The 14,514-nt window shown below is 59.7% G+C and carries 8 protein-coding genes and 5 pseudogenes; 4 read left to right on the top strand and 9 right to left on the bottom strand.

Annotated features, from left to right (window positions below; all coding sequences use genetic code 11):
• Window positions 1-1,363: 1,363 nt before the first annotated feature.
• The 6 genes and pseudogenes from HAP47_RS35105 to HAP47_RS35085 form a co-directional block, all read right to left on the bottom strand.
• A pseudogene (locus tag HAP47_RS35105) lies at window positions 1,364-2,066 on the bottom strand (IS5 family transposase).
• Between the two features lie 185 nt (window positions 2,067-2,251).
• A complete protein-coding gene (locus HAP47_RS41785; RefSeq protein ID WP_173640773.1) occupies window positions 2,252-2,473 on the bottom strand; it encodes a hypothetical protein in 222 nt (73 codons plus the stop codon).
• Between the two features lie 486 nt (window positions 2,474-2,959).
• A pseudogene (locus tag HAP47_RS35095) lies at window positions 2,960-4,271 on the bottom strand (IS1380 family transposase).
• A gap of 354 nt (window positions 4,272-4,625) precedes the next feature.
• Window positions 4,626-5,432, bottom strand: coding sequence for a glycoside hydrolase family 12 protein (locus HAP47_RS35090; protein ID WP_173640774.1), 807 nt, complete (start codon window positions 5,430-5,432; stop codon window positions 4,626-4,628).
• Between the two features lie 460 nt (window positions 5,433-5,892).
• A complete protein-coding gene (gene tnpB, locus HAP47_RS41780) occupies window positions 5,893-6,120 on the bottom strand; it encodes an IS66 family insertion sequence element accessory protein TnpB (RefSeq protein WP_166072579.1) in 228 nt (75 codons plus the stop codon).
• A complete protein-coding gene (locus tag HAP47_RS35085; RefSeq protein WP_166072566.1) occupies window positions 6,117-6,416 on the bottom strand; it encodes a hypothetical protein in 300 nt (99 codons plus the stop codon). The genes tnpB (HAP47_RS41780) and HAP47_RS35085 overlap by 4 nt, the downstream gene beginning before the upstream one ends.
• 210 nt (window positions 6,417-6,626) lie before the next feature.
• Between HAP47_RS35085 and HAP47_RS35080 the strand changes: the two are divergent.
• A pseudogene (locus HAP47_RS35080) lies at window positions 6,627-7,198 on the top strand (transposase); the annotation flags it as partial.
• 68 nt (window positions 7,199-7,266) lie between these two features.
• Here HAP47_RS35080 and tnpC read toward each other — a convergent pair.
• From tnpC to tnpA, 3 genes are read right to left on the bottom strand one after another with little or no spacing between them, the layout of a single operon-like run.
• The gene (gene tnpC / locus HAP47_RS35075; protein WP_166213725.1) at window positions 7,267-8,838 is read right to left on the bottom strand and encodes an IS66 family transposase; all 1,572 of its coding nucleotides are present in this window, start codon (window positions 8,836-8,838) and stop codon (window positions 7,267-7,269) included.
• 52 nt (window positions 8,839-8,890) lie between these two features.
• Entirely contained in the window at window positions 8,891-9,244 is a 354-nt protein-coding gene (gene tnpB / locus HAP47_RS35070) for an IS66 family insertion sequence element accessory protein TnpB (RefSeq protein ID WP_166073804.1), read from the bottom strand.
• On the bottom strand, window positions 9,237-9,695 hold the full coding sequence (gene tnpA / locus HAP47_RS35065) for an IS66-like element accessory protein TnpA (protein ID WP_166073826.1): 459 nt from the start codon (window positions 9,693-9,695) through the stop codon (window positions 9,237-9,239). Before tnpA ends, tnpB (HAP47_RS35070) begins: the two co-directional genes overlap by 8 nt.
• Window positions 9,696-9,778: 83 nt before the next feature.
• On the opposite strand from tnpA, the pseudogene HAP47_RS35060 reads away from it, so the two are divergent.
• From HAP47_RS35060 to HAP47_RS35050, 3 genes and pseudogenes are all read left to right on the top strand, one after another.
• Window positions 9,779-10,499: pseudogene (locus HAP47_RS35060) on the top strand (IS256 family transposase); the annotation flags it as partial.
• A 1,213-nt stretch (window positions 10,500-11,712) separates the two neighbouring features.
• Window positions 11,713-12,677, top strand: a pseudogene (locus HAP47_RS35055) (IS481 family transposase).
• Window positions 12,678-12,819: 142 nt separating this feature from the next.
• The gene (locus tag HAP47_RS35050) at window positions 12,820-13,773 is read left to right on the top strand and encodes an IS481 family transposase (RefSeq protein WP_173640775.1); all 954 of its coding nucleotides are present in this window, start codon (window positions 12,820-12,822) and stop codon (window positions 13,771-13,773) included.
• The last annotated feature ends 741 nt before the right edge of the window (window positions 13,774-14,514 follow it).

Genomic DNA, 14,514 nt, shown 5'->3' with positions numbered 1-14,514 from the left:
AACGACAGCAACCTTATTCTTTCTCCCAATCCAGCGAACTGGCGCCCTTAGCCCGTGACTGGTCCTCTCCTTTCGACGGCCTCGAAGAGGTGATCCATGAGCTTTACGGGGTACTACCCGAGGCAGAAGGTAGCCGCCTAGTATCAGTGCCCCGTGCCGGACGGGGAAGGTCGGGCAGGTCCTGCGCGAAGGGGTTGTGCCCGCAAATGTTGGCCGCGACGGCGGCGCAACTTTGCATGCGCGGAGGCGCGAGGCTCGCTTGATGCAGACGACACTTTGCATACAGATCTCCAGAAAGGAGAGGACGTGGCATCTGAACAGCAAGCGTCGGACCAATTGCCGGCCACGCGAAACCATCCGTCTAATCAATGGCTTGAAAGACGGACGACGCGTTCGCGCGCCTTAGGCACATTGAAGCGATCGCGACATCGGGAGGAAACGCGACAATGGCGCAGCACGAATCAATCGAGATCAGTCAGCCCAATTGCAGCTCTCTGCGCTGGAGCGAGCTGCTCGCGCTGCTGCTCACGCATTATACGCTTGAACGGCCTCCATCGCATCCAGCATCCGCGAGGAACACCACCCGCTTGTCTTGAAGGGCGCGAAACTCATGCGCGATTGGCTCGAAGGTCCTCATTGTACCTATGCAGAGCCATCGATCTGCTCGAGTTTGGCGAAATCGATCCTGTCGATAGTTCAAAGTGATCGGGGGCACGGCGACAGCTCGCAATTCGCGCCGCAACATAGAGGGACTCGACAGATCATTCTGCCCGAATTCGGCGAGGGCGAGACGCCGTCGAACCAAGGCGCCCCGACGCACTTTGCCGGGGTTGGAAGTGCGCCGGGTCCGCCCCAACATCATCAGTACATCCGTGATGATGCTTGTGGCAATGAGACAAGCAGCGTGGCGGAATTGAGGCTCGTCGATTGCTTTGACCTCCAGTCCGAATTGTTTTCATGCGCGCTCGCAGAAACTTGTATCAGACGTAGCGTCGGGTTGTACAATTCTCTATTGGGGTCTTCGTCGCACAAGCAGCTTCTTGTTCATGGCTCGCCAGACGTCGAACGAAACGCATGCTGGGCATCTTGAGGTGAGATGCCGAGCATGGTGAGCATAAGCGGCGAGAGGCAACTCGCCTCGCCAAGTTGCACTTCCAGATTCCCGCCGCTGGCTACCGCGTGGACATTGTGGTTAAAAAGATATACGTTCAGCCCTTCTCTCTAGGAGGAGCTCCTATTCGGCACTCCCAAAAGCCCAGATTGGCTTGCCGGCCGGCAGCTCGCTCATCGACACATTCAGACTAGGTGGCGTGGACACTTGTCGCATCCATAGAACGATGGCTGCGAGAGTGACGACGGCAAGCTAATTTCGGGCGGTCTTTTCGAAGCGGGTTGCGACGCGACGGAACTGCTTGAGTTTGCTGAAGCAGCATTCCACGAGGTGGCGCTGGGCATAGAGATGCTTGTCGAGCGGATGTTAGAGTGCCCGCGACGGGTTGTTGGGGATGACGGCGAGTGCCCCTTTGGCTGCGATGGCTTGGCGCAAATGATCGGCGGCCGTATCAGCTATAACGACCTCGGCAGGCAATCCTTCGATCAGTTCGGCAGCTTGCGGCGCGTCGCCCTTCTGGCCTGCGGTCAGCGTGAATCGCACCGGGCATCCCAGGCCTCGGACGGCCAGAGTATCTTGGTGCTCAGGCCGCCGCGCGAGCGTCCGAGCGCTTGATCTTCAGACCCCTTTTTTCGCTCCGGCGGCGTGCTGATGCGCCCGGACGATGGTGGAGTCGACGATCAGATATTCGAAGTCCGGATCGTCCGACATCGCCTCGAAAATCCGTGCCCAAACTCGCTTGATGCTCCACCGGCTAAAGCGCCGGAACACGCTGTTCCAGTCGCCGAACGCCTCCGGAAGGTCACGCCAGGGAGAGCCTGTGCGCACGATCCAAAGTACGCCCTCCACAAACATCCGGTTGTCGCGTCCCGTTGAGCCCTTCTGGTCAAGCCGACCGATGATTAGCGGCGCCCATCCGCTCCCACGCCGCATCGCTCAAAACCAACCACTGCATCACACCAAAGATTGCCTCCCAAAAGCAGCTTTGAATCTGATTTGCTCCTTAAAAGGAATCCCTAGAGTCCACACCGCCTAGGGTTGCACGTTCAAAAACAAGACGCGATGAAAACATCGTGCGGCACCTTTCCGCGCGATGAAGTCTTAGCGGTTCCGACGCTTGTCATCGAATTCCATCACCGCTCAGGAAGAGTATCCCTTGCAGATATCGGGAATGAACTCTTCCGCGCGGAAGCCCGGAGTGGCGCTGAACTGACGCTTGGGGCCGGCTTTCCGGATCGACATCACCGGATCGGGTGACTTCGCTTGACCCGCCGCAAACACCACCAGCATTTGCATGCTGAAGCCGCGGCAGCGGAGCCGCATTCGCACCGGCATCTCCACGCGCCGCTTCGCCACAAGCATTCGCACTATCCAGATTTGCATTATCGACATCAACACTGTTGCGACTACGCTCTCCGCAGACAACGGCTGCTTCGCGACGGCTCGGGTCCGAATCGGACGAAGGCGATACATCGCATCACCTTCGCAGATAGCGGCTGAACCGAAAACGCTGCGTGTTGACCGCTGGGGGTAACATGATCGTGCCGCTTGGAATCGACCAGGTCGAACTCGGGTCCGAGCGCGGAGGGCGGCAGCGCAATGGGACGCAGAAAATTAGGTCCACGCCTTCCGGGATCGCAGACCTCGTCAGCTTCTCGAAAGTTTGCCCGATTAGGCTGTTTAGCCGGTCCTATTCGTGAGAGTGCGTTTTTAGTCCGATTGATGTGGCCGCACATCTGCTCTGACGAGGCGCGCGGGATTGTCTTCGGCTTTTCACCGCCTGACGACCGGTACTTTGCAACGCGCTTGAGGTGTAGGTTGGGCGAACGGGGGCGGACGACTCGCCGGTCAAGGACCGAGCGGCAGCAGCGCGCCTGGCAAGCCGCGGATCAGGTCGGCTTCGGGACATGCCGCGGCAAACGCAAGGCGAATGCGGCTCGTGGTCTCGACGACACGGGCAGCGAGTTTCAAGAGACGAAGACGCAGCGTCGCGAACTCGGCTGTGGCCAATTCCCGGGCTTTGGGAATCGCGTCGCGCACGGTCAGCATCAGCCAATAAGCGGCGGTGTGGAGAACGAGGCGGACTTGATTGGCGAGCGCCGAACGGCAGCTGGTGCGATCGGAGGCGAGCTGCGTCTTATGCAGCTTGTTCAGATTCTCGGCTTGGCCGCGCGCGCAATACAGGCTGTCGTAGATCCACTCGGCCGAGCCGACATCGAGGCTGGTGACGACGAAACGGATGTCGAGGCCGAGCATCGTTGCCTCAATACGGGCGACGGTACGTCGTTCGCGATCCCAGGACTTTGCCTTGTGGCGCGTCTCGGTATAGCCACGCAGAACCGGCAGGTTCTCGATGGCGCGTCGCGTGCGGATGCCGTCGGCGGCCTCGTCGACTTTTCTGGCGAGCGGCTTGGTGCCGGACAGACCGAAGATGTAGTCGATGCCGTTGGTCTCGCACCACGCCATTGCCTCCGGCCGGGCATAGCGCCCGTCGCCACGGAACGTAATTCGCGTGTTGTGCCACCGCGTCCGGATATGCCGTATCAGGCGGCGCAGATGGGCACGCACCTCGACGCCGCCCGGCGTCTTGCCGGGCCGCAGCACGACCGCCACGGGCCGGCTCTTCTCCGTGTCGTAGACGTGGATCGGCAGGAAGCAGCGTTCGTCATAATGAGCGTTGAACAGCGAGAGCTGCTGATGGCCGTGGACGACATCGCAGGTATCATCGATGTCGAGCGTGACGGATGCCGGCTCGCGCGGGTAGCTATCCATCCATGCGTCGAAGGCGCGGAGCATTCTCCAGCCGCGACAGCGTCGGTTGGGAACACAGATCGCGACCCGTGTCCGGCAGCCGTCCGCAGGCCAGCTTGAATGCGGGATCGGACCGCAGATGATCGAGGTCGTCGGCGTCCTCGTAGCCGCAGCAGATCGCGAACATGCGCGCGCGGAACATATCGACAAGGCTGTGCACGACCCGCGTCGGATCGCGCCGATCCGGGAACACGCGGGCCAAATTGTCGGCCAAGCCGAGACGCCGCTCGGCCATCGCCAGAAGCATCACGCCCCCGTTCGAGGTCAGCCGACCGCCATCGAAGGCAGCTGTGACTTTCTTGGCGTGAACGGCTGGAAACGAGAAGGGCAGAATCGTATCATCGGTCATGGCGGGCGTGGTGTTCGCGGCTGAAGGTGATGGGGTTGGCTTTGCAACCGAATCCTACGCCGCATCAGCGCTTTACACCACGCTCGCCAGCCTCTCAGGCGCCCTCTGACGAATAAGACGGGCTTTAGAGGCCTTGACCGCGAGGGCCGGCCGTCAAGCAGTCGACGCGAGTGATCCTTCCAGCGAAGCCATCACCGAACGCGTACAGAACGTCCGCGACATTTCATCAGAGGCTGGTGCGGCGGGAATGTGTCCATTACGGCCGCGAGCGAGACGGTAAGCGCAAGCTAGGCCGTCAGCCAGCGTGGCTCATTGGCATAAGCGCAGCTCACCTTGCCGCCCGCACACGGATCTTCACTTCGAGGTCACAGACCAGTTGTTGAAATTGAAGTTCTTTCCCCCCGGGGACGAGGTAATCTCGACGCCGTATTGGACGCTACCGACGTTTATGTCGCCAAAGTACCCCTTCGATTTGATCCACTGCAGGATACTCTTGATGTCCACTGTCCCGCTGTTGGTCTTCGAAGTGCGCAGCAATGAGATGACCTTGTGACCGTCGGGGCCTTCACCTTCAAACACGTTCCAAGTCGCTCCGCCTACATTGACATTGCTGTAGACCGGAATCGCCGCACCGGAAGGGGCATAATGATATGAAATGGGCTTAACGTTGCCGCTCCCGTCCGAGTTTCCGGTGTAGTTTGTCCAGAGCATTACCTCATGCTGGTTTGAGCTGTCCCAGATATCGTAGGCGACATCCCAGGCGCCGCCAGTAGGAACCTCCTGATTGAAGCTCGAGCTCAGAGTGTTGATTGAACTGAGCGGTTTCCCGATACTAAAAGCCTCGTGCGGATAGCTCTTGATGCCCGGCGTATTAGGCTGGTTCGACCATACGCTCCACCGGTTGACGCCACTCACCGAAATCGTCTGAGGCCCAGGGCGCGGACCCCATACGTCGTTGTTCCAAGAGTAGCCATCGCGTGAAAAGCTTCCGTATGGAGCGCTCGAACTCCAAATCGGAGCCTGCGCCGATACAAGCGCGGCAGATGATAATGACCCGGCTTCATTCGCGGCCTGCCTAAATAGATCATGATCCTCCTGTGTCCGGACGTACCCCGGTGGGGACCCTTGCGCGCCGCCACCGCTTATCCGATTGGAATCCATAAAGCTCTCCTTTCGATTATAATAACAAAGTCTCCTGCAGATCCGCCCAGCGGGGACCCTAGTTCAGCATAGGCGGCATTGGCATCTAGAGACCGGGTGCGAATGCTAGGAAGGTTGGCTTTCGAGAAGCTGACGAGCTCAAGGAGAAAGGCGGAGCCACGCCCGGGTTTGCCGTCTTTCGGATGACAACAGCCTGCTGAGACAGTGGCAACGATCCACTGGATGACGAGCCTAGTTCGAACATACTTAGAGCGAACGTCCAACAAAGAGTGTGGTGCTCTCGTTCGACTTACCGAAGTTCGCAAATTTATGGGTAATGCCGTGACTCCTTCTAAAGGTCGGATTCGTCTGGTTCGTTCATGGGGGGACTCTTATATCTCATAGCCAGACGGTCTAACCAGCGCTGGCGCGCAGTCAGTTGTTCGTCCGTGGCGGGCGACGGCTTTCGTCTACGCTGCCTCTACCCTGAATGCGAACTGACCGAAAGTACGCGGCAAGGTGAGGCCGTCAGGCGGCCGCGTTCCATGGCATAAGCGCATCGATTTCGCTGCTCGGCCAGCCGTTTGGCAAGCGCACGGTCGAACGGATCTGAGCCGGCATCGCGCACAAGCGCAACAAGGCCATTGATACCCTTGCGGAAGTCGACTGGATGGCTGGCGAGGAACACCTTCACACCAGAGGGGATCATGCCGAACGGGCCGCGCGGATCACCCGCTGCAAGTACGCTTCGTCGATATCCACGCCGGCACGCACGACTACCTCGCCTTTGGCAATCTCGATCACTGCGCCTTCCACAGACGCCACCACAACCTCGCAACTCGAGTGCCGCGAGCGATAATGCCGCTCGGCCCGAGCGTCAACGCGCCAGGTGTCCGCGACAATCTGCGCCTTCAAATCATCTGGCCACTGTTTCCGGCCGCCGCCGGCGTACACTTCTATGCGCGGTGACAACGGTCGTCTTATGTCGTCCGAATGGTCGTCCATTGTGAGCACCCTTGCAGAAGATGACTCTTCTAACGGCGCTCACAGGTCTACGCACAAACAATCTGATGGGGCCTCGCAGCCCCGCTTACTGCGTATCTCTTGCCCTAGGTAGGAGCTATCGCTGAAAGTTGGTGACGGCGGGAATCGGGAAGGCGGCATATCGTGGGGGTGCTTGACGCCTCCACTTCTCCACCGAAGGAGCGATATGCCGTGTCCAAAGATAACATCATCAAGTTGATTCAGCCAGGAAACGTCGACGATCAACTCACCGAAATCTTGCGCAATGGGGCGCGTGCTCTGTTGGCCCAGGCGGTCGAGGCCGAGGTCGCGGACTTTCTCGGCAAGCATGCCGATTTGAGGACTGCGGACGGCCACCAGCGCGTCGTGCGCCACGGTCACCTGCCGGAACGCGAGGTGATGGATGGTATCGGTCCGGTCGGCGTCCGCCAGCCGCGTGTACGCGATCGCGAGGCGGAGGCTACCGATCCTGACCGCATCCGGTTCTCTCCGTCGATCCTGCCGCCCTACATGCGCCGCTCGAAATCGATCGAGACGCTGCTGCCGATCCTTTACCTGAAGGGTATCTCCACCGGCGACTTCTCCGAGGCTCTGGCGGCGCTGCTCGGCAAGGATGCTGCCGGGTTGTCGGCATCGGCCGTCTGAAGGACGGTTGGCTTGACGAACACACCGCGTGGCAGAGGCGCGATCTGTCGGCGAAGCGCTACGTCTACATCTGGGCCGATGGCATCCATCTCCAAGCACGCCTCGAAGACGAAAAGCGTAAGCGCGATTTTCTTCGCACGCCGGCGGTTTTGATGGATTGCCCTGGTATCGGGCGATACCGAGCCGTTCAGGCAGTGGCGGCTTTGTGGAAGTTGAAGGGCAGCAGGTCTGTAATATCGGCGTCGCCGGCGCGCTGAGGCAATTCGGTGAGGACGTGGCGCAACCACGCTAACGGCTCGACACGTGAGGCGCGGCAGGTCAGCATCAGGCTATAGACGACGGCACTGGCCTTGGCTCCGTCCACGGTATCGCTGAACAACCAACTCTTCCTGCCAGTTGCAAAAACCCTGATGTCGCGCTCCAGAAGATTGTTGTCAATCGGCATGCTGCCGTCCCCGGTGTAGCGCGTCAGATATTCCCATTGGTTTCGGGTGTAGGATACGGCGTCGCCGAGCTTGCTGTCAGGCAAGACCTTCGGGGCCATGTCATCGAGCCATACTTTGAGAGCATTGAGGATGGGGACACTATGTTGCTGGCGGAAGCGGCGAATGCAGTAGGCCTGTGTTTCACCCTTCTCCGGTATTCCGTCCCACGCCCGCCTTTCAACCCGGTAGAGCTGTTCAAAGAACCGCAGCGCTTGCTCGGGCGGACCGCCGCCCTTCTTCCTGGCTTTGAGGGCATCGACAAAGCGCCGCCGGGAGTGGGCCATGCATCCAATGTGGGTGGCCCCTTCCAGCGTGCGCCATGCGGTATAGCCGTCACTCATTACAATGCCACGGTAATCGCCGAGGAAGGCTTGCGGGTGGATTTGGCCGCGGCCCGGCTGATAATCCAGAAGAACGATCGGCTCGTGGCTGCCCTTGCCGCTGCGATAAGCCCACATGTACGATGTGCTGGTGGCCCGTTTGTCCTTCTCCTTGAGGACCTGAACCGTTGTCTCGTCGCCATGGATGAGAGGTTGTGATCTGAGCCGCAGCTTCAGGGCGTCGTAGATGCGATGCAGATGCTTCTCGCTCGAGCCAATCACCCAGTGGCCCAAAGCGCCGCGGCTGACAGGAACACCTGCACGTTCGAAGGCCTGCGCCAGGCGGTAGAGCGGCGTGCCATCGACATATTTGTGAACCAGCGCGAACGCCAGCGTCGAGGGCGTGGCAACGCTGCCCGGCAATGGTTGCGGCGGCATCGGCGCGGTCACGACAGGGGCGTGGATCCCGGTGCGATCGCAATGGCGGCACGCATATTTGAAGCGCACATTCTGTAAAACCTTCGCCTTCACCTCGATATGAAGTTGCTCGGTGACAGCCTCGCCCATGCGATGCATCTGGCCACGGCAGCAAGGACACGCCTTCTGATCGTCGGACAGGTCATACTCGACGCGCTCACGAGGTAGGTTCCCCGGCAGCGGCTTGCGGCCGCGCTTCTTTCCCATTGTGTTTTCGACGGGTGGCAAGCCCGTGTCCGGAAGTTCGGCGATATTGTTCGTTTCACTGCCGGCGTCCTCCTCATCGGAGGCCTGCTCGGCTTCATTGAAGAGACGATCAACATGCTTTTCGCTGCGCGGCGCAAAACGATGCAGGCGTGCCAGCGCCAGTTCTTCCTCGAGCTTGGCGACGCGGTCGGCGAGTTGATGGTTCTCCGCCTGCAGCGCAGCAATGCGTGCCAACAGCACTTCAACACTCGGATCGCCGGTTCGATTCATCGAATTCTTGAATCTGAACCGTACCGACGCGTCAACCGCTCAACTCGAGAGCTCAGCCGGCAACCTGATATTGCCGCACCGGATGGCGGACCATCGCATCGATATCGATGCCGTCAAGGATCCAGTGCAATTGCTCCGTCGTCAGCGTGACGATCGCCTCCTGGCGGCGCGGCCATCGGAACCTGTCTTCGGTCAGCCGCTTCAGGACCAGTACAAAGCCGGACCGATCGAAGAACAGAAGCTTCATCCGGTCGCAACGGCGATTGCAGAACGCAAAAACCGCCGGAGTGAATGGATCGAGCGCCATCGTCTCCTGGACCAGGACCGCAAGGCTGTTGATGCCAGCCCGGAAGTCGATCGGCTCACGGTGCAGATAGACCTGCAGGTCATCGCCCAGTCTAAACATCGCCCAGCGCTCCGATGATCGCCGTCAATGCATCCACATCGCCGCATTCCAGCGCGAGCTTCACGCCATTCGGCAGCGACACGCTCACTTTGGCCGGAGAACAAAAAGCTGGAGTCCCTTTGGGTTCCGAACCACGCACTTCATCGTAAGCCGGCAAATCAACCGTCGCCACGCTGTCTTTTCGCGACAGGTCCCGCTCGGACTTCCCCTCAAGCTGAACCGGGATGAACGCCGGGCGTGAGGACGGCGGCAGCGACCTGGTCGCGCTGTGCTTCTTGATCCACTTCCGAAGGAGGTTCGCGTTGACCCCATGTTCGAGTGCAAGCCTCGATACCGAAACCCCAGGCTCAAGGCAGGCCGCGACAAGACGCTCTTTCGATGCCGCCTCGTAGCGCCGGCGACCGTTCCGGCCGACAAGCCTGACCCGCAGTTTCTGATCATCGTCGCTCATCACAAGGTGTCCACCTATTTTGGTGGACACCTCATGCATCAGGACTCTCAAAAGCAAAAGGTGCGGAGAAATTCGCGCTTACCGAAAAGCAGTGCATCGTGGTGCTGATCGGCGCGACGCCGGAAGGCTGCAAGGAACTGGTCGGCTTCACCGATGGCGCCCGCGAGAGCGCGCAGGACTGGCGCGATCTGCTGCTCGACCTGAAGCGGCGCGGGCTCGGCGTGCCGCCGCGGCTCACCATCGCCGACCGCCGACGGCGCGCTCGGGTTCTGGAAGGCCGCCGGCGAGGTCTGGCCGAAAACGCGCGAGCAGCGCTGCTGGGTACACAAGACCGCCAACGTGATCGCCAAGTTGCCGAAGAGCCAGCAGCCTAAAGCCAAACGCGCGTTGCAGGAGAGCTGGATGGCCGAAACCAAGGCCGCCGCCGAGCTGGCGTTCGACGCCTTCATCGAGAGCTATACGCCCAAATACGAGAAGGCGGCCGACTGCCTGAGCAAGGATCGGGACACGCTACTGGCGTTCTACGACTTCCCGGCCGAACACTGGAAACACCTGCGGACCACCAATCCCATTGAAAGCACCTTCGCTACCGTGCGCCACCGCACGATCCGATCGAAGGGCTGCCTCTCCAACAGAACGGCGCTCGCGATGGTCTTCAAACTGCTTGAGGCCGCGCAGAAAAGCCGGCGTCGTCTCGATGGCCACAACCAGTTGCCAAAACTCGTTCTCGGTGTGACATTCAACGACGGGATCGAGGTCATCGCCAAACCGACTGACCGTCAGCCCATAACCGCCGCCGCCTGACCGGCCGCGCCGTCACCAAAATTTGGCGATAGCTCCCTAGGTAGTGGACTGCTCTCCTCGCCGGTCAAGATGACATTTCTAAACCCACCGGTTCCATTGTCCAACTTAACAATTACGCTGCCGGTCTCAGAGCTCAGGGAGGTGACCGCTCTGAATAGTTCGTCTGGGTTCGTCGTGACGCGTCCGTTGGGCAACAGAAGGCCAACACACGTCGCCAATTGTCGGAAGTGGCTCTTGCGATTCAATAGATCAGGACCGCGCTGCAGAGCGAAGTCGTCTCCCGGCTGCGCGACACATAGCACATCCGCCAAGCGTGCAAACCTTCACTGAAGTAGCAGGGATAGATTCTCCAAGAGGATTTCTGACGAATGCGGAGTTGCTAATTCGCTTTACGAGCGCTTCGGACAGCAGAGTGCAATCATCAAGGACCGGTGCTTTGCGAGCGCCTCCAGGCACAAGCTGCGACAGGCTCGAGGCGTCGATATTGAGCGTCGCGCCGATGAAGGATAGCAGATCGGCTGGGATAGCTACCGGGGAAACTAGAGGTCTCCCTCCTGAGCAAACCACGCTGAACGGCAAGCCGGGTTGGCGGCGAGCGAAAGTTGAGCTGCTGTCAGATCAGCGCCCGACATTTGAGCCGTCCCAGCATTCATGATTAGGATCCGAGGCACCAACGTTCTTCCGGCCGGAGATGGGTCAGTTCTTCTTGCGGTCATGGACTTAAAAATCATCTAATCTGCCTCGCGGCGTCTAATGTCACCGGTGCGATCAAACAACTGGATAGAGCCACGCACGTCGCTTATTGATAGGCTCATTATTTTGCAGACGAGGTGCATCTCCGTGTGGTTCGGTCGGCGCATGCGCGTGTCCCGATGCAGTTCAGTGGGAGGTCGGAAACGTCTAACCCTCGATGACATGCTTCGCGTGGCCTTTGCGGGTATGATCATGCGGACTCAGCAGGACAACGCTATTCTCGATGGTTGTCATGGAGTGGGAACAATGGATATTGCCTGAGAGATCTCAGGCACGCGATCACCTGCTCGGTTCTGCTCGACAGCGCTTGCGTGCATCTGGCGGTGGTGATAGGCGCACCACGATGACGGTTTCCTGCCCGGTCTTTGGTATACGGGCTCGCCGCACATAAAGGCCGCTCTAGGTGTTTAGTCCCAAGCTTTGATGGTGCATTCTTGTCGCACGATTCGAAGGATGCGCTATGGGACAAGTTTTACACGGCTGCGCCACCACGACGGAGGCAGTCCGTCGAGCAATACAAAATAGTCAAGAGAGCCTGAGAGCACTCGCCAAGCGCTACGGGATCAACCAGAAGACTGTCGCGAAGTGGAAGCAGCGCGAGACGTCGCCGATCGTTCGACAGGCCCCAAGGAAGCCAACTCGACAGTCCTTTCCATCGAGGAGGAGGCGGTCATCGTCGCTTTCCGGCGGCATACACTGCTGCCGCTCGACGGTTGCCTCTATGCCCTGCAGCCGACCATCCCGCATCTGACGCGGTCGTCCCTGCATCGCTGCCTCCAACGCCACGGCATCAGCCGATTGCCGTAGGTTGAAGGCGGCAAGCCTTCGAAGAAAAAGTTCAAGGCTTATCCGATCGGCTATTTCCACATCGACATCGCTGAGCTCCAGACCGCCGAAGGCAAGCTCTACCTCTACGTCGCAATCGGTCGCACCAGCAAGTTCGCCTTCGTACAACTGGCTAGGAAGACGGGAAGGACCTCCGCCTCGGCCTTCCTCGAAGCTCTGATCGCGGCTGTCCCCTACAAGATCCATACGGTTCTCACCGACAATGGGATCCAGTTCACCTTCTTGCCGCGCTACGCGGACGGCCCGACGGCAAGATACGTGACACATATGTTCGATATGCGCTGCCAAGAGAATGGCATCGAACATCGGCTGACCAAGATCAAGCATCCCTGGACCAATGGGCAGGTCGAGCGCATGAACCGCACGATCAAGGAAGCGACCGTCCAACGCTATCATTACGATCGACACGATCAGCTCGAAGCTCACCTTACCGACTTCATCACCGCCTACAACTAGGCTCGGCGGCTGAAGACCCTGAAGGGCCTCACGCCCTACGAATATATCTGCAAAGCCTGGACAAAAGAGCCCGAACGATTCACCCTCAATCCGCTCCAGCAAATGCCGGGACTAAACACCTAGGGTCTTCATCTTTGAAGCCGATAAAGGCCCGGCATTGGCCTTCAATGTGGTCGACTAGCTTTGGTGTCTCAGGAGGTTGTCCATCTGGTCTGAACCGAGGAAGCTGAGGTTGCGAAGCTTCAGCGTTTCAAGGAGAGACCGGATGAACGTCCACAAGAATGCGCCTTTGACGCCCAAAGGTCGAGAGGCGATGGTGCGGGGCGTGGTCGAGGGCGGGTTGAGCCAGGCCGCCGCGGTGGATCAGTTTAACACGACACCGAAAACGGTGGCCAAGTGGGTCAAGCGGTTCCGCGCAGAAGGTGTCGATGGTTTGCGCGACCGCTCGTCGCGACCTCATTCATCGCCAAGCCAAACCCCGCCTGCCACGCGCGCCGCCGTCGAGACGTTGCGCCGGCGGCGCCACACCGGCAAGCAGATCGCAGCCGAGGTCGCGGTGTCGCCGGCCACTGTCAGCCGCATCCTTCGTCGCTTGGGATTAAGCCGGCTACGCGATCTGGAGCCTGCGGAGCCGGTGCGCCGGTATGAGCGCGAGCAGCCCGGCGAGCTCATCCATATCGACATTAAGAAGCTCGGCAGGTTCGTAAGACCAGGCCACCGCATCACCCACGATCGCCAGAAGGGCGAAAGCCGCGGCGCCGGCCACGAGTTCGTCCACGTAGCGATCGACGATACATCGCGCTTGGCCTTCTCCCAGATCCGGCGGGATCAGAAAAAGGAGAGTGCCATCGCCTTCCTCAAGGAGGCTGTCACCTACTACCGCAGCCTCGGCATGAAGGTCACCGGCATCATGACCGACAACGGCTCCTGCTACCGCGCCAAGGCCTTCGCCAGAGCGTGCAGGAAGCTCGGCCTCAAGCACATCTTCACCAGACCCTACAGACCGCAAACCAACGGCAAGGCTGAACGCTTCATCCAGACCGCGCTCCGCGAGTGGGCCTACGTTCGCGCCTACGACACCTCAGACCTGCGGGCCAAAAACCTGCCAATCTGGCTTCATCACTACAACTGGCATCGCCCCCACGGTAGTCTGCAAGCCAAACCGCCCATCAGCCGCCTCGGCCTTCCGATGGACGACCTGTTGAGATTCCACAACTAACAGAACCTTTTGACGTCATCGGGCTCGTTCAACTTGCTGCTCCTGAATGCCAGGCTATCTCTTCTGATGTCGCGCCGGTTACACCGAGCGAGGCGTTGCAACGCAAGAGCTTTGCAGGTCGCCGTAGTCGCGCGCACTGTCGCACGCTTGCGCGCTGGGACCGCCCAAAAGCGCTGTAGGCGGTGCGAGAAGCTGGCTCGCCGCTTTGATTGTCTTTGAAGCGAGGTCTAAGTTGATCTTCTCTGATCTCGGCCACTCTGCGGTGATGCGGCTTAGGACAGCTGAACGGTATCGCTGTGGGATGGCAGCCCCTTCACAACCGCCTGCTAGCCGCGGCGCCGCGATCAACACGCAACGCATAGACATCTCGAGCGGTCGGCTGTCGCGGACCAGGATCTCGCCCAAGCATTGCGGCGTGGCTATGCCCATGTGAGACATTCGAAATCCTTCACAGTCCGGACGGCAGATGAAGACCCGTGCCTTCCTAAGATTGTACAATTTAACGCTACGTCCGGTTCAAGTTCTCTTGGCAGCCTGTATGCACGTGCCTAAGCGCCAAGGTCTGCTCGCAAAACGCCGCGTACAGTGTTGTTGCTGAATCATTCTGTGTCTCGATGTGCGTCACAATGCCACCCCAGTTGACAACAAGGTTCGGGCGGACGAGCTCCGGCCGGAAAGGTTCGTGCCTGCGCGGCAGCTACCCGCTCTAGTCGCAGTCAATTTCGCGGCCGGACATCCGGC

It is taken from the genome of Bradyrhizobium sp. 41S5 (assembly GCF_011516665.3).
Classification (GTDB): domain Bacteria; phylum Pseudomonadota; class Alphaproteobacteria; order Rhizobiales; family Xanthobacteraceae; genus Bradyrhizobium; species Bradyrhizobium quebecense.
The sequence above is the reverse complement of the archived record's forward strand: the minus strand, read 5'-3'. Positions and strand labels throughout refer to the sequence as shown.

Excerpts from the sequence above, each read along its gene's own strand:
- HAP47_RS41785 (WP_173640773.1), bottom strand. The coding sequence starts at position 2,473 with ATGCTTGTGGCGAAGCGGCGCGTGGAGATGCCGGTGCGAATGCGGCTC.
- HAP47_RS35090 (WP_173640774.1), bottom strand. The coding sequence starts at position 5,432 with ATGGATTCCAATCGGATAAGCGGTGGCGGCGCGCAAGGGTCCCCACCG.
- tnpB (WP_166072579.1), bottom strand. The coding sequence starts at position 6,120 with ATGATCCCCTCTGGTGTGAAGGTGTTCCTCGCCAGCCATCCAGTCGAC.
- HAP47_RS35085 (WP_166072566.1), bottom strand. The coding sequence starts at position 6,416 with ATGGACGACCATTCGGACGACATAAGACGACCGTTGTCACCGCGCATA.
- tnpC (WP_166213725.1), bottom strand. The coding sequence starts at position 8,838 with ATGAATCGAACCGGCGATCCGAGTGTTGAAGTGCTGTTGGCACGCATT.
- tnpB (WP_166073804.1), bottom strand. The coding sequence starts at position 9,244 with ATGTTTAGACTGGGCGATGACCTGCAGGTCTATCTGCACCGTGAGCCG.
- tnpA (WP_166073826.1), bottom strand. The coding sequence starts at position 9,695 with ATGAGCGACGATGATCAGAAACTGCGGGTCAGGCTTGTCGGCCGGAAC.
- HAP47_RS35050 (WP_173640775.1), top strand. The coding sequence starts at position 12,820 with ATGAACGTCCACAAGAATGCGCCTTTGACGCCCAAAGGTCGAGAGGCG.